Below are 15,509 nucleotides of genomic sequence, written 5' to 3' on the forward strand. Positions count from 1 at the left end.
CGGCGCGTCTCCGGGAAAGAATCAGGGCCGCACTTGCAGCCAGAACGTCACGGGGCCGTCGTTGACGAGCGACACTTGCATGTCGGCGCCGAACTCGCCGGTCTCGACAACCGGATGACGCTCGCGCGCGGCAGCGACGAAATAGTCGAACAGGCGCGCACCTTCGTCGGGCGGCGCGGCCGGCGTGAAGCTCGGCCGCAGCCCGCTGTTGGTATCGGCCGCGAGCGTGAACTGCGACACGAGCAGCAGGCCGCCTGCGCCGCCCGCACCGTCGATGTTCGACACCGGCAGGTTCATCTTTCCGGCCGCGTCGCTGAACACGCGATAGCCGAGCAGCTTCGCGAGCAGCTTGTCGGCCGCGGCCTCTGTGTCGCCGCGCTCCGCGCAGACGAGCGCGAGCAGCCCTGCGCCGATCTCGCCCGTCGTGCGGTCGCCGACGCGCACGTCGGCGCGCTTCACGCGCTGGATCAGCGCGATCATGCGGTCAGCGTGACGCGCGCGAAGCGGCGCTTGCCGACCTGAATGACGAACTCGCCGGCCTCGACCTTCAGGCCCTTGTCGGACACCGTCGCGCCGTCGATCTTCACGCCGCCCTGCTCGATGTTGCGCAGTGCTTCGCTCGTCGACGGCACGAGGCCCGCCTGCTTCAGCAGCTGTCCGATCGCGAGCGGCGCGCCCGCGAGCGTGACCGACGGGATGTCGTCCGGCACGCCCCCCTTCGCGCGGTGGTTGAAGTCTTCGAGCGCACGCTCGGCATCGGCCTGCGAGTGGAAGCGCGCGACGATTTCCTGCGCGAGCAGTACCTTGAAGTCGCGCGGATTGCGGCCGCCTTCGGCGTCGCGCCTGAAGCCGGCGATCTCGTCGAGGCTGCGGAACGACAGCAGTTCGAAGTAACGCCACATCAGCGTGTCCGAGATGCTCATCAGCTTGCCAAACATGTCGGTCGGCTTCTCGCTGATGCCGACGTAGTTGCCCTTCGACTTCGACATCTTCTCGACGCCGTCGAGGCCTTCGAGCAGCGGCATCGTCAGGATGCACTGCTGTTCCTGGCCGTACTGCTTCTGCAGTTCTCGGCCGACCAGCAGGTTGAACTTCTGGTCGGTGCCGCCGAGCTCGAGATCGGCGTTCAGCGCGACCGAATCGTAGCCCTGCATCAGCGGGTACAGGAATTCGTGGATCGAGATCGGCACGCCGCCCTGGAAGCGCTTCGTGAAGTCCTCGCGCTCGAGGATCCGCGCGACCGTGTAGCGCGACGCGAGCTTGATCATCCCGTCCGCGCCAAGCGGCATCGACCATTCGCTGTTGTAGCGAATTTCGGTCTTCTCGCGGTCGAGCACGAGTGCGGCCTGTTCGAAGTAGGTCTTCGCATTCGATTCGATCTGTTCGCGCGTGAGCGGCGGACGCGTCGCGTTGCGGCCAGACGGATCGCCGATCAGCGACGTGAAATCGCCGATCAGGAAGATCACGGTGTGGCCGAGGTCCTGCAGCTGGCGCATCTTGTTCAGCACGACCGTATGGCCGATGTGGATGTCAGGCGCGGTCGGATCGAGGCCGAGCTTGATGCGCAGCGGCGTGCCGGTGGCCGCGCTGCGCGCGAGCTTCTGCGCGAACTCTTCCTCGATCAGCAACTCGTCGACGCCGCGTTTCGTGACGGTGAGCGCATGGCGGACTTCGTCGGTGATCGGGAAAACAGGCTTGGAACTGGGTTCGGTGCTCATCGGTGCCAGGAAGAATGTCGCAAAGACAGGGATTTTCCCATAACTTGCGCGTGCATCGCTTAACGACGCGTCAGGTTGCGCGGATAATCGGGCGCAAGGCGCTCGGCACCGGCCCGCGCCGCTCGATCCAGGAGAACCCAACGTGCCGCAACGACATCCGCAACCCGCCCATCCGGCCGACGGCATCTACTTCGGGCTGATGTCGGGAACCAGCATGGACGGCGTCGACGGCGTCGCCGTGCGATTCGAGACCGGCAAGGCACCGGTCGTGCTCGCGGAAGCGTTCGTCGGCTTCGCGCAATCGCTGCGCGACGCGCTGTTCGCGCTGCAGCAACCCGGCGACAACGAAATCGACCGCGAATCGGTCGCGGCGAACGCGCTCGTCGCGCGCTACGCGGTGTGCTGCCACGAGTTGCAGCGCACGGCCGGCCTGTCGCGCGACGAGATCCACGCGATCGGCGTGCACGGCCAGACAGTCCGGCACCGTCCCGAGCGCGGCTATACGCGTCAGCTCAACAATCCGGCGCTGCTCGCCGAGCTTGCGCATATCGACGTGATCGCCGATTTCCGCAGCCGCGACGTCGCGGCCGGCGGCCACGGCGCGCCGCTTGCGCCTGCGTTCCATGCGACGGTATTCGGCGCGCCGGGCGAGACGCGGGTCGTCTGCAACCTCGGCGGCATCAGCAACATCACGATCCTGCCGGGCGAAGGCGGCGACGTGCGCGGCTTCGACTGCGGGCCCGCGAATGCGTTGCTCGACGAGTGGGCGACACGCCACCTCGGCAAACCGTACGACGATGGCGGCAAGTTCGCCGCGCGCGGCAACGTACACGCGCCGCTGCTCGACGCGCTGCTCGACGAGCCCTACTTCGCCGCGCCGCCGCCGAAAAGCACCGGCCGCGACCTGTTCAATCCCGCATGGCTCGACGCGAAGCTGGCCGCGTTCGCACAGGTCGCGCGGGAAGACGTGCAGGCAACGCTGACGGCGCTCACCGCCGTCTCGGTCGCCCGCGAGATCGCGCAGCACGCGGCCGGCTGCCAGGCGGTGTTCGTCTGCGGCGGTGGCGCCCGCAACCCGGTGCTGCTCGAAGCGCTAAGGAAGGCACTGCACGAGGCCGGCGTGCCGGCGATGGTGGATACGACGGCCGCGCTCGGCGTGCCGCCGCAGCAGGTCGAGGCGCTCGCGTTCGCGTGGCTCGCGTATCGCTTCACCGCGCGCCAGCCCGGCAACCTCGCGAGCGTGACCGGTGCCGCGAGCGAGCGCGTGCTCGGCGCGCTTTATCCGCGCTGATCGAAGGCCCCAACGACGCGATGAGACGCAGGCCGCGCGGTTCGCACCGCGCACGGGTATGAAAAACGGGGCATGAAGCCCCGTTTTTCATACCGGCAAACCGGACAGGATCCGTCGTGCGCTCAGACCGAGAACGACGAGCCGCACCCGCAGGTGGTCGTGGCGTTCGGGTTCTTGATCACGAACTGGGCACCGTTGAGGTCGTCCTTGTAGTCGATCTCGGCGCCGACCAGGTACTGGTAGCTCATCGAGTCGATCAGGAGCTGGACGCCGTTCTTGTTCATCACGGTGTCGTCCTCGTTGACTTCCTCGTCGAACGTGAAGCCATACTGGAAGCCCGAGCAGCCGCCGCCCTGCACGAACACGCGCAGCTTCAGGTCGGGATTGCCCTCTTCGTCGATCAGTTGCTTGACCTTGTCGGCCGCGGCGTCGGTGAAGACGAACGGTACCGGCATTTCGGTCGTCGTTGCTGCGGATTCGGTAACAGCGTTCATGCGAACTCTCCAAAAAGCTTTAGCCGCTATTGTAGGGCCGATCAGAAGATCGTGCTGATGTCCATGAAATCAATAGGTTCTTGTTGATTTCAATGCGGGGGCCCGCACGCGGGTGGCCGCCGCGCGGGCATAAAAAAACCGCCAGCGCGAAAGCTGGCGGTTTTTCCGGCGGACGCCGCCCGGAAGCGGCGCGGCCATGAAGCGGAATTAACGCTTCGAGAACTGCTTTGCGCGACGTGCCTTGCGCAGACCAACCTTCTTACGCTCGACTTCACGTGCATCGCGCGTGACGAAGCCTGCGTTCGACAGCGACGGCTTCAGCGTCGCATCGTAGTCGATCAGCGCGCGGGTGATGCCGTGGCGCACTGCACCTGCCTGACCCGTTTCGCCGCCGCCATTGACGTTGACCTTGATGTCGAACGTCTGGCCGTGGTTCGTGAGTTCCAGCGGCTGACGCACGATCATCAGCGACGTTTCGCGCGAGAAGTAGTCAGCGATGGGCTTGCCGTTGACGATGATGTCGCCCTTGCCAGCCTTGATGAAGACACGTGCGACTGCGCTCTTGCGGCGGCCCGTACCGTAGTTCCAGTTACCGATCATGTGGGCTCCCCTTAGATCTCGAGCGCCTTCGGCTGTTGCGCCGAATGCGGATGCGTAGCTTCAGCGTAGACCTTCAGCTTCTTGATCATCGCGTAGCCGAGCGGGCCCTTCGGCAGCATGCCCTTGACCGCTTTCTCGAGCGCACGGCCCGGGAAGCGTTCTTGCATCTTGCCGAACGTCGTTTCATAGATGCCGCCCGGGTAGCCCGAGTGACGGTAGTACTTCTTGTCCAGAGTCTTGTTGCCCGTGACCTTCAACTTGCTCGCGTTGATGATGATGATGAAATCACCAGTGTCGACGTGCGGGGTGAACTCAGGCTTGTGCTTGCCGCGCAGACGGCGTGCCACTTCGCTGGCAACACGGCCGAGAACCTTATCCGTCGCGTCAATCACGTACCATTCGCGCGTCACCTCATGGGCTTTTGCGGAAAACGTCTTCATGATCGATCCAAAAAAATGCTTTGCCCGATGTGTTCTTCCTGCTTGTCTGTGTGCGCTTCGAGGCGCGGTGCAGGCTCTCCCTGTTCTTTTTCCGTGGGCATGAATGCGGAAAAGCCCTGAATTATAAAGGAAATACCGCAGGGCGGTCAAAGAGAATCCGCGCCCCGTGCCGGCGGCGCCCGAAATGCGCCAAAATCCGGTCGTGCCCCGATACACCAGGCGAACCGAGCGCCCAGCGAGGCACCCATCGACGCGCGGCACCTGACCTTGCCGCGCCAGACCGGTCGACAACGGAAAAACAACAAACAAGCATGATGAAACAACGACTTACGCCCTTTCTCGCGGCCGCCTTGCTGGCCGCCGCCGCGCCCGCCGTCGCCGCCCGGGCCGGCTGCGAGGCCAAGCTCGACGCCCTCGACGCCCGCATCGCCGACGCCCGCGGCGCCCATGCCGAAGATCGCATCGCCCGCCTGCGCGCGGTACGCGAACGCGTGCGCCACTTTTGCGCGCGCGGTCACGGCCACGCATCGGCCGCACATGCTCCGGCCCCTGCCGCCCGATCCACGGACACGCCGCCCGGCGCAGCGTCGCAGCCGGCCGCGCGACAGCCCGCGTAATCGGTATCAACAGCGGATGTCGGCGCGCGCAAACTGAGCGCCGATGTTTGCACGGGACGAAAAAAAGCCCGAACGGCTGGTTCGGGCTTAATCCACCTTAGGAGGAGGGTGGAGGAGACATGCGGAGGTTGCCGCAGCGCGACAACCAATGAGGCTCATTATACGAATGCGTCGCAGACTTCACAAGAAAATTTGCATTACGAAATTCAACACCATAATACGGAATATGGCCAGCTTTGCCAGACAGACGGATTTTCCTCTCTAAAATCAATCGACTGGGTAGCAAGAACACGATCGGCAAACCGTCCATCTAGAGTAAAACCCCTAAAGAAAGCAGGGAAATCGGCGTTCGGCGCCCCGCCGGGCGCCGAACACGGCGGCGCGGCGCGGCGCGTCGTGCAGCGCATCAGCCGACCGTTGCGCAGCGGGCTACAATGCCGGATCGAATCCGAATCAGGCAACGCTGGAGCGCAAGCATGGAATGCAAAGTAAGCTGGATGGGTCAGGACGGCATGGCGTTTTCCGCCCAGACCGGAAGCGGGCACCTCGTCGCGATGGACGGTGCGCCGGAAGGCGGCGGCCATAACCTCGCGCCGCGCCCGATGGAAATGGTGCTGGTCGGCACCGGCGGCTGCACCGCGTACGACGTCGTGCTGATCCTGAAGAAGAGCCGCCAGGAAGTCACCGGCTGCTCGGTCACGCTGAAGGCCGAACGCGCGAGCGAAGATCCGAAGGTGTTCACGAAGGTCCACTTCCACTTCACCGTCACGGGCCGCAACCTCAACCCGGCCACGGTCGAGCGCGCGATCAACCTGTCGCACGACAAGTACTGCTCCGCGTCGATCATGATCGCGAAGACGGCCGAACTCACGCATTCGTTCGACATCGTCGCTGACTGAACTCGCGGCAGCCACACATGAAAAAAAAGGCCGGCGCTCCTGACGGAGCGCCGGCCCTTTCGCATTCGAACGGCAAAGCAGGCCGATAAGCCGGATTCTGTGCACGCTGCACGCCGAAGCGCACGGCGCGTGGCAGCCATTCCTCTAGGCGCGCCATTGCTGACGCGCTCAAGCTTCCTACCCGCAGACGAGACGGGGGCCCCGTCCTGCATCCGAAAATGCGCGCCTGCCTACTTGGAATTGCTCCGGGTGGAGGTTACCGTGCCGGCGAACGTCGCCGTCGCCGCGGTGCGCTCTTACCGCACCGTTTCACCCTTACCTGATCCCGGCTTGCGCCGGGCCATCGGCGGTTTGCTTTCTGTTGCCCTGTTCCGCGTGTCGCCACGGATGGCCGTTAGCCATCACCCTGCCCTGTGGAGTCCGGACTTTCCTCGCCCCCGCCTGCCCGAAGGCGGCGAGGCCGCGACTGCCTAGCCTGCTTTGCGACGCGCATTCTAGCACTGCGCGCCGCCGCCGGCAGCGCGCGAACGTCGGCCGCTGCGGAAAACTGCCGGATCGTCGTAGAACGCGGGCGCGGCATTCGCGTTGCACCAGCCTGGCACGCCCAGCACCGGGAGCGGCGCGAAATCGCGGCTCGTCAGCTCGCGGGTCGCGAGTTCGCCGGCGATCCGCGCGTCGACATGCGCGGCACGCCGGGCGTCGGGCCACGAGAAATAGTCGTCGCTCACTTCGACGATCCACGTGTGCGCGGTGCAGGACTTGTAGGGCGCGACGAGCTTCTCCAGCAGCGCATGGCCGACGAGCCGCGCCTCGCAGCGCGTGCCCCACGCGTCGCGCGCCGCCACCAGCAGCAGCTGCCAGTTGAAACCGCGCAGCGCGTCGGCGAGCGAGCGGTCGGCCGTCACGAACAGCGCGGCGTTCTCGTCGAACAGCGTCAGCGCATCGCGCAGCGTGCCGCGCACCGGCCCGACGCCGCCCGCGGCGTCGATCGCCGCAGCCTGGCGTGCGTTCAGCGCAGCCTTGGTGCGCGGATACGCGAACCACACGAGTGCATTGAAGAAATCGTGAAGATTGTGGCGGGTCGGTACGCCACCGGTGTCGGCAATATGGGTTTCGTATGCGAGGCCGGGCGGCAGCTCGGCCTGCGGCACGAAGCGCAGCGGCCGGCCACGGCCGCTCGCCCACGCACCGCCGCGCAGCGCGCCGTTCAGCGCATCGAGCAGCGCGGCCTCGCCCGCGAGCGCGGCCGCCTGGAGCGAACGACCGGGCGCCGCGTAAGGCGCGAGCCACGGCGCGGACCAGTCGATCCGCTCGAACGCCGCCGCCCCGTCGCCGGCCGTCAGGCCGGCTCCGCGCGGCGGCGTGCCGGTCACGCGAACTTCCAGCCGATCGTTTCACCGGCGCGCAGCGGCACGACCGGCGTATCGCCCGCAAAGACCTCGCGCGGCAGTTCCCAAGTCTCGCGGCGCAGCGTGATCGTCTCGGTGCTGCGCGGCAGCCCGTAGAAATCGGCGCCGAAGCGGCTCGCGAAATTTTCCAGCTTGTCGAGCGCGCCGGCCTGATCGAACGCCTCCGCATACAGCTCGAGCGCATGCAACGCCGTGTAGCAGCCCGCGCAGCCACACGCGGTTTCCTTCGCGTCGCGCGCGTGCGGCGCGCTGTCGGTGCCGAGGAAGAAGCGCGGATTGCCCGACGTCGCGGCTTCGACGAGCGCGACGCGGTGCGTTTCACGCTTCAGCACGGGCAGGCAGTAGTAGTGCGGGCGGATCCCGCCGACGAACAGCGCGTTGCGGCTGTACAGCATGTGCTGCGGCGTGATCGTCGCGCCGAGCAGGCCCGGCGCCGCGTCGGCGTCGCGCACGTAGTCGGCGGCGTCCTTCGTCGTGATGTGCTCGAAGACGACCTTCAGGCCGGGGAAATCGCGGCGCAGCGGCGTCATCACGCGGTCGATGAACACCTTCTCGCGATCGAACATGTCGATCGCCGGATCGGTCACCTCGCCGTGCACGAGCAGCGGCATACCGGTTTCCTGCATGACCTCGAGCGTCTTCGCGCACTTCGCGAGATCGCTGACGCCGTGATCCGAGTTCGTCGTCGCGCCGGCCGGATACAGCTTCACACCATGCACGAAGCCGCTGTCGCGCGCGCGGCGGACTTCGTCAGGTGACGTGTTGTCGGTCAGGTACAGCGTCATCAGCGGCTCGAACGCCATGCCCGCCGGCAGCGCGGCCAGGATTCGCTCGCGATACGCCTGCGCTTGCGCGGTGGTCGTGACGGGCGGCTTCAGGTTCGGCATGACGATCGCGCGGGCGAACTGGCGCGCCGTGTGCGGCAGTACCGCGGCCAGCATGTCGCCGTCGCGCAGGTGCAGGTGCAGGTCGTCGGGACGGGCGAGCGTGAGCGTCGCCGGGGAGGAAGCGTTCGAGGCAGTCATAGGAGGCGTCGTGAGGAACGGGCTGGCCATCTGCGGGGCCGGAATGCGCGTGCGCGGGCCGACTGACGGCAAACCGCAACACGGGGCCTTCGGCCGGCGGAATCCGCTTTTTACCGCTCAAGGCTCGGTGATATGCTAGAAGCCATATTGTACCGGGGTTCACCCGGTTGGTTCCCCTGCTTCCGCCCCCGCCCCAAGTAAAATGTGCCAACTCCTAGGAATGAACTGCGCCGCGCCGACGGACGTCACATTCTCCTTCACAGGTTTCGCGGCCCGGGGCGGCCTCACCGATCACCATGCCGACGGCTGGGGGATCGCGTTCTTCGAGGACAAGGCCTGTCGCCTCTTCATCGACCAGCAGGCGTCGGCCACCTCGCCGATCGCCGAAATGGTGAAGCGCTACCCGATCAAGTCCAAGAACACGATCGCGCACATCCGCAAGGCCACGCAGGGCCACATCCTGCTCGAGAACAGCCATCCGTTCATGCGCGAGCTGTGGGGGCGGCACTGGATCTTCGCGCATAACGGCGATCTGCAGGACTACGAACCCGACCTCGACGGCAGCGTCTACCATCCGGTCGGCACGACCGACAGCGAGAAGGCGTTCTGCGTGCTGATGCAGGGGCTACGCGAAGCGTTCCCCGGCGCGCAGCCGCCGTTGCCGGAACTGTTCGAGCGTGTCGGCGAGCTGACGCGCGGCATCACCGATCACGGCGTGTTCAACTTCCTGATGTCGAACGGCCAGGCCCTCTTCGCGCACTGCTCGACGCGACTGCACTACCTCGTGCGGCGCTGGCCGTTCTCGACCGCGCATCTGGTCGACGAAGACCTGTCGATCGACTTCGCGAAATACACGACGCCCGAGGATCGCGTCGCGGTGATCGCCACGCAGCCGCTGACCGACAACGAGATCTGGACCTCGTTCGAACCGGGCGAGCTGATCATGTTCCAGTGCGGCGACGTCGCCGCGCGGATGCAGATTCCGGTGCCCGAACGCGTGCTCGAGAAGCTGCGCAACCCGGCGCTCGACGCGTCGGCGTCCGCGCCGTGCGGCATGCAGCACGCCGCACTCGCGGCCGGCGCAGACGGCGATTCCGACGACTCGATCGATTTCTGAGCGCGCTGCGCCGGCAGACGCACCCTTCACGCCTTCCGCTTTTGCACCATCGTCGCACCACACATCCGCCGGTGATCGCCGGCATTGAAAGTCTGCACCCGACAACGCTTCATTCAGGTCGCCATTCCACGCACGCGATTGTCGCCACGCAGCATTCACTTTTATTTTATTAATTTTCAAGCGAAAATAATTCACTGGCGAAAAAATAAAACAAGAACCTTCAAACCGGATAACCCGGAAGTCATAGTTTAAAGCAAAATCCCCACCCGGATCGTGCGCCAGCCCACCGAATCCGCGATTCCGCTCGTTTTACAGATAATCCACCAAACCCTCACCCACAAAGGCTTTCAGTTCGATTAACCACACAATTAAAAAATACCACTCAATACCGTTACCATCCCCACATTTCCTGATTTTTCGAAAATCGACCGCCCCGTCGATTAGTAGACTCGCTCCATCTACGGTGTAACGAAACCTGACTGGCGCAATGCAGCCACGGCTGCCGCACGTCCATTCGAATCACGCGTCACCGTGGAATGCGCATTCGCCGCATGCGGCGAATACCACTTCAAAACAAGAAAGAGGGGCATGTCGTGAATCACTCATTTCGATCGATCTGGAGCGAAGCCACCGGGTGCTGGGTCGCGGTAGCGGAAACGACACGGGCGCGCGGCAAGCGCTCGGGCAGCGAATCCGGCACGGGCCGGAGCGCTACGCACGAAGCCGTGCGCCGGCCGCCGCTGCGGATCGCCGCACTCGGCGTCGCGTTGGCCGCGCTGTCGGCCGGCCCGGCGGTTGCCTCGACTTGCGGCAACGGCGCGCCGGTCGCCAGCGGCGGCACCTGCGCGATCGGCAGCTTCAGCCCGACGGCCAACGACAACGGAGTCGGTTCCATGGACGTCTCGGGCGGCGACACGATCGGCCTGACCGGCGCATGGGCCGGCACGCGCGGCGATGCCGGCTACACGCTCACGCCGATTGGCAGCACGACCATCCTGTCGGGCAATCCGAACCAGCCGCTGCTGTCGCTCGGCGGCAAGACGTACAGCGTCAGCACGCCCGACCCGATCACCGGCACCCACACGTCGGTCGCGACCTACGACTCGTCCGCGTTCACCGCGTCGACGGCCGGCGCGACCAACGTGCCCGTCTACCACGACGTGAACGGCAGCCAGTACTTGAACCCGCGCATCGGCACCATCGGCCGCACCGGCGGCACGCTCAACGTGTCGATCGGCAATGCGGCGAACGCGCCCGATGCAGCCGGCAACGCGATCACGATGGCCGCGAAAGCTACCGACCTGACCCTCGCGGACGGCACGGGCTCCGCGAAAAGCACCGTCAACTGGAATTCGCGCAACCAGATCTGGTTCACCACCGGCGACTATCTCACGGTCGGCGGCGCCGTCGGCAACCTCCAGCTCGACGTGCCGGCCTATGCGGGCACCTTCACCGCGTTCGACGGCAGCACGTGGAAGGTCACCGACGCGACATCGCTCGTCGCGTACAACGACTTTCTCGTGCGCTCGGTGCAAAGCGGCGCGCTCGGCTCGCAGACCGCCTACGACAACGCGTTCAGCCAGGCCGTCACGTTCTCGCAGGAAACCTTCCAGTACCAGAACAACGTGTCCGCGGGCGACAAGAACACACTGCCGATCGATTTCCTGTCGGCGATGCACGGCACGGGCACGAACGCGACGCTGCATATCGGCAAGGACGGCCAGATCGACTTCCGCGGCACCAACACGATCATCCTGAACTCGGCCGTCTTCGCGGAGAACGGCGCACACTTCGTCAACGACGGGCGCCTGTCGGGCGACTTCACGTTGGTGCGCCTGCTGAGCGGCGCAAGCGGCGTCAACAACGGCACGATCTCGTCCGGCTACGCGTCCGGCGACAACTTCGACACGAGCGGCAGCGCGCCGCCCGCCAACTTCGGCTTCAACGCGTACACGGAAGGCAACGGCGTGTATGCGAGCGGCAGGGACACCTCGTTCGTCAACAACGGCGTGATGAACGTCGGCGCGTGGACGCTCGACGGCAACCGGCCGGGCCTGCAGAACTACGCGGTGGGCGTGACAGGCGGCGCGACGGGGTCGAACACCGGCACGATCAACGTCGGCGTCAATGCGACGATGCTCGACAGCCAGGTGATCGGCGGCCTCGTCACCAACGACGGCCTCTTCACGAACCAAGCCGGCGGCACGATCTACCTCGGCCGCTCGGCGCAGTATGCACCGGGCGGCACGGCAAACGACGTCGCGCTCGCCGCGCACGCGTACGGCATCCTGCTCAACGGTTCCGGCGCCGGGCGCAACCTGGGCACGATCGTGATCGGTTCGCAGACGCAGAACGGCACCGCGATGGCGAGCTTCGATTCGTCGTACGGCTATCTGAGCAACGAAGGCACGATCGTCGTCAACGGCGCTGCGCCCGGCACGCCGCTCGCCAACGTCGGCATGCTCGCGGCCAATACGGCCGCGACCGTGAGCAACGCCGGCACCATCACGTTGAACGGCGTAAACGGCATCGGCATCATGGTCGTCGGCACCGGTACGAAGGCAACGACTGCCCTGTCGAGCGGCACGATCAACGTGGCCGGCGGCCTCGATCCGGCCTCGGACACGCGCAACTACGGCGTGTGGGCCGAAGGGCCGCGCGCGACGGCCGCGCTCAACGGCAAGCTCAACCTGACGGGCACCGGCGCGATCGGCGTGCATGCCCGCTCGGGCGCGACGATCAGCGTTTGGGCCAACGCGGTGCCGCATTTCGTGTCCGGTACCAACCAGATCGGCTTCTACGCCTACGGCGCCGGCTCGAAGATCAACGTCGCCGCGCAGCACCTCAGCGTCGACACCGACGATTCGACGCTGTTCCGCATCGCTAGCGGCGCGGCCTACACGGGCGCGTCGGCGGCCGGCACGCTGACGACGGACGTGAACGGCCAGGGTGCGCGCGGCGTGCTCGCGACCGGCGCCGGCACCACGCTGTCGACCGGCAATGCGACCTACAACGTCAACGGCGCGAACAGCGTCGCGGTCACGGTCGAAGGCGGTGCGCAAGGCACGATCGATACGAACGCGACGATCAACCTGAACGCGACCGGCGCGATCGCAGGCATCGTCGACGGCCAGGCGCACGACCTCGCCGGCGCGAATGCCGGCGCGCCGGTCGCGACGACGCTGACCAACGATGCCGCGGTCACCTCGTCGACCGCGGGCGTGACGGGTTTCATCGCGCAGAACCTCGGCACGCTCGAGAACCGCGACACGGTGCTGCTGACCGGCGCCGGCTCGACGGGCGTCGTGGTCGGCACGCTCGGCACGGTGAACAACGCGTCGGCGATCCGCGTGTCGAACGGCACCGGCGCGCTCGTGCAGGGCACGTCGGCCACGCTCGCCAACGCGGGCACGATCGAGGCCGACGATGGCGTCGCGGGTGTGCACCTGACCGGCGCGGGCGCGTCGGTCGCCCTGTCGGGTGCGGGCACCGTCGTCGCGCACGGCAGCGCCGACGGCGTGTTGATCGACCCGACCGTCTCGAACGGCGGGATCGCGGCCGGCGCGACGTCGATCGCGGTGGGTGGCGCCGGCAAGGGCATCGACAACCTCGGCTCCAACACGACGATCGTGCTGTCGGGCACGCAGATCGGCACGACCGGCCATGGCGCCGACGGGCTGTCGTCGACGGGCGCCGGCGCGCGCATCGCGACCGACGCGGCGACCGTCGTGCGCACCGCTGGCGACAACGCACGCGGCCTCTTCGTGACGGGCGCGGATTCCACGCTCGCGGGCGACGGCACGACCGTCGCGACGACGGGCGCCGGCGCGCACGCGATCGTCGTGGGCAGCGGCGCGACCGCGTGGCTGTCGGGTACGACGCTCTCCGCGGCGGGCACGGCAGCCGACGGCCTCGTCGCGCAGAACGGCGCCCGCATCGGCGACACGGGTTCGTCGATCGCGAGCGCGGCCGGTAACGGCGCGACCGTCGACAGCGGCGGCGTGCTCGCGCTGACCGGCACGACGCTCAAGGGCGCGACGGCCGGCGTGATGAGCACGGACACGCTCGCGACCGGCGCGACGAACTCGGTGCTCGTCGACGGCGGCAGCGTCGCGTCCGTCGCCGGGCCGGCGTTCGCCGCACGCGGCGGCACGGTCGACATCGCGGTACGCAACGGCACCGTCGTGACGGCCGGCAACGGCACGCTGCTGGACCTCGCGAACGGCAGCACCGCGACCTTCAACGCGTCGGCCGTGAAACTGAACGGCGACATCATGTCGGACGCGTCGAGCACCGGCAACGTGTTCCTGACGAACGGCACGACCCTCACCGGCAAGATCGACCCGGTCGCGCTGACCGTCGACGGCTCGAGCACGTGGCACATGACCGGCAGCTCCGTGCTGAGCAGCCTCAACAACGCGGGCCTGGTTGCATTCGCCGCGCCGTCCGGCGCGCCGACGGCAGCGACCAGCTACCGGACGCTGACGACCGGCAGTTACGTCGGCAACGGCGGTACGATCGCGCTGAACACCTACCTCGGCGCCGACGCATCGCCGACCGACCAGCTGATCGTGAGCGGCGGCACCGCGAGCGGCACGACGGGGCTGAAGATCGCGAACACGGCCGGCACCGGCGCGCAGACGACGGGTGACGGGATTCCGGTGGTCGTCACGGCCAACGGCGGCACGACCGCCGCATCGGCATTCCATCTCGCGGGCCCGGTCCAGGCCGGCGCGTATGAATACCGGCTTTACCGCGGCGGACAGCGCGATGCGAACGGCTGGTACCTGCGCTCGCAGCTCGACCCGATGGCCCCCGGCGATCCGGTCGGCCCGACCGTCATCGACGGCGGCGGCAACGGCGGCAATCTCGCGTACCGTCCGGGCGTGGCAGGCTATGCGATGACGCCGCTGCTGAACGCCGACTACGGCTTCTCGACGCTCGGCAAGCTGCACGAGCGCGTCGGCGACATCTACAACCTGGAGAAGCAGGCGCCGGGCAACCGCGACGGCGTGTGGGGCCGCATCGGCGGACAGAGCCTCGACGCGAACGCGGGCCGCTTCGCGGCCGACGAGCGCACGTTCTTCGCGCAGCTCGGCAAGGACTGGACGCTCGACCAGGCACCCGCCGGCGGCAGCACGCATGCGGGCGTGACGGCGAGCATCGGCGTCGCGAACGCCAGCTTCAGCGACGTCGCGCGCGCGGACCCGCCGGGCCTGTCGACGTCGACGGGCTCGGTCGAGATGCACGCGCAGAGCGTCGGCGGCTACTGGACGCGCTACCTGTCCGACGGCACCTACTTCGACAGCGTCGGCCAGGTCACGCACTACGGCAACCGCTATCGCGACAGCTACGGCAACGAGGCATCGCAGAACGGATTTGGCGTCGCGCTGTCGCAGGAAGTCGGCAAGCCGTTCGGGATCGGCGGCACGCCGATCGCGGTCGAACCGCAGGCGCAGTTGATGTATCAGTACCTGAAACTGAACGGGTTCAGCGACAACGTGTCGGCCGTGTCGGGCACGACCACCCACGCGCTGCGCGGGCGCGTCGGCGTGCGGTTCTTCCGGCCGAACCTCGACGCGAACGCGGGCGGCGGCGCGGCGACGCCGTACTTCACGGCCGACGTGCTGCACGACTTCCTGTCGCCGGGCCAGACCGTCGTCGGCGGCACGCCGTTCGCGACGCACCTGGGCCGCACCTGGTACGAGCTCGGCCTTGGCGTGACCGCGGGTTTCGGCAAGTCGGGCGAGTTGTACGCGAACGTGAAATATGCGCGCAACATCGGCGGCGATTACCGGCGCGGCGTCACCGGGCAGGTCGGCTACCGCTACAGCTGGTAACGCCCGATGCCGGAATCCGTCCGCCGCCACCGGCGGGCGACGGGCAGGCGAAAAAAAAC

12 protein-coding genes and 1 other RNA gene are annotated in these 15,509 nt (G+C 67.0%); 5 read left to right on the forward strand and 8 right to left on the reverse strand.

Going from position 1 to position 15,509, the window contains the following annotated elements; translation table 11 throughout:
• Nucleotides 1-21 precede the first annotated feature (21 nt).
• Nucleotides 22-480, reverse strand: a complete 459-nt coding sequence (dtd, locus tag DIE23_RS01905; RefSeq protein WP_006751891.1) for a D-aminoacyl-tRNA deacylase — start codon at nucleotides 478-480, stop codon at nucleotides 22-24.
• Nucleotides 477-1,718, reverse strand: a complete 1,242-nt coding sequence (gene tyrS, locus DIE23_RS01910; RefSeq protein WP_124610557.1) for a tyrosine--tRNA ligase — start codon at nucleotides 1,716-1,718, stop codon at nucleotides 477-479. Before tyrS ends, dtd begins: the two co-directional genes overlap by 4 nt.
• Before the next feature lie 142 nt (nucleotides 1,719-1,860).
• Here tyrS and DIE23_RS01915 point away from each other — a divergent pair, with 142 nt between their 5' ends.
• Nucleotides 1,861-3,009, forward strand: a complete 1,149-nt coding sequence (locus DIE23_RS01915; RefSeq protein ID WP_124610558.1) for an anhydro-N-acetylmuramic acid kinase — start codon at nucleotides 1,861-1,863, stop codon at nucleotides 3,007-3,009.
• Between the two features lie 122 nt (nucleotides 3,010-3,131).
• Here the strand turns inward: DIE23_RS01915 and erpA are convergent, their stop codons facing one another.
• From erpA to rplM, 3 genes are all read right to left on the reverse strand, one after another.
• Nucleotides 3,132-3,503, reverse strand: a complete 372-nt coding sequence (gene erpA / locus DIE23_RS01920) for an iron-sulfur cluster insertion protein ErpA (protein WP_059451991.1) — start codon at nucleotides 3,501-3,503, stop codon at nucleotides 3,132-3,134.
• A 207-nt stretch (nucleotides 3,504-3,710) separates the two neighbouring features.
• Nucleotides 3,711-4,103 carry a 30S ribosomal protein S9 gene (gene rpsI / locus DIE23_RS01925; protein ID WP_011883283.1) on the reverse strand — a complete coding sequence of 131 codons (393 nt, stop codon included), beginning with the start codon at nucleotides 4,101-4,103 and terminating at the stop codon, nucleotides 3,711-3,713.
• Between the two features lie 11 nt (nucleotides 4,104-4,114).
• Nucleotides 4,115-4,543 (reverse strand): 50S ribosomal protein L13, encoded by a 429-nt coding sequence (gene rplM / locus DIE23_RS01930; protein WP_009687896.1) that lies wholly within the window; start codon nucleotides 4,541-4,543, stop codon nucleotides 4,115-4,117.
• A 311-nt stretch (nucleotides 4,544-4,854) separates the two neighbouring features.
• On the opposite strand from rplM, the gene DIE23_RS01935 reads away from it, so the two are divergent.
• Nucleotides 4,855-5,160: a DUF1090 family protein gene (locus DIE23_RS01935; protein ID WP_124610559.1), complete on the forward strand. Its 306-nt coding sequence runs from the start codon at nucleotides 4,855-4,857 to the stop codon at nucleotides 5,158-5,160.
• Nucleotides 5,161-5,594: 434 nt separating this feature from the next.
• Entirely contained in the window at nucleotides 5,595-6,059 is a 465-nt protein-coding gene (locus tag DIE23_RS01945; RefSeq protein WP_072465471.1) for an OsmC family protein, read from the forward strand.
• Nucleotides 6,060-6,129: 70 nt separating this feature from the next.
• On the opposite strand, the gene rnpB is transcribed toward DIE23_RS01945, so the two are convergent.
• The 3 genes from rnpB to pyrC all read right to left on the reverse strand — a co-directional run bounded on the left by rnpB (nucleotide 6,130) and on the right by pyrC (nucleotide 8,493).
• Nucleotides 6,130-6,541, reverse strand: an RNA gene (gene rnpB / locus DIE23_RS01950) — RNase P RNA component class A.
• 12 nt (nucleotides 6,542-6,553) lie between these two features.
• Nucleotides 6,554-7,432, reverse strand: coding sequence for a DUF3025 domain-containing protein (locus DIE23_RS01955; protein WP_124610560.1), 879 nt, complete (start codon nucleotides 7,430-7,432; stop codon nucleotides 6,554-6,556).
• Nucleotides 7,429-8,493: a dihydroorotase gene (gene pyrC, locus DIE23_RS01960; RefSeq protein WP_124610561.1), complete on the reverse strand. Its 1,065-nt coding sequence runs from the start codon at nucleotides 8,491-8,493 to the stop codon at nucleotides 7,429-7,431. Before pyrC ends, DIE23_RS01955 begins: the two co-directional genes overlap by 4 nt.
• Before the next feature lie 202 nt (nucleotides 8,494-8,695).
• On the opposite strand from pyrC, the gene DIE23_RS01965 reads away from it, so the two are divergent.
• The gene (locus DIE23_RS01965; RefSeq protein ID WP_124610562.1) at nucleotides 8,696-9,610 is read left to right on the forward strand and encodes a class II glutamine amidotransferase; all 915 of its coding nucleotides are present in this window, start codon (nucleotides 8,696-8,698) and stop codon (nucleotides 9,608-9,610) included.
• A 593-nt stretch (nucleotides 9,611-10,203) separates the two neighbouring features.
• Complete coding sequence (locus DIE23_RS01970; protein ID WP_124610563.1) at nucleotides 10,204-15,450, forward strand: autotransporter outer membrane beta-barrel domain-containing protein; 5,247 nt, start codon at nucleotides 10,204-10,206, stop codon at nucleotides 15,448-15,450.
• Nucleotides 15,451-15,509: the final 59 nt, after the last annotated feature.

Origin of the sequence: Burkholderia sp. Bp9143, assembly GCF_003853645.1 — a bacterium.
Classification (GTDB): domain Bacteria; phylum Pseudomonadota; class Gammaproteobacteria; order Burkholderiales; family Burkholderiaceae; genus Burkholderia.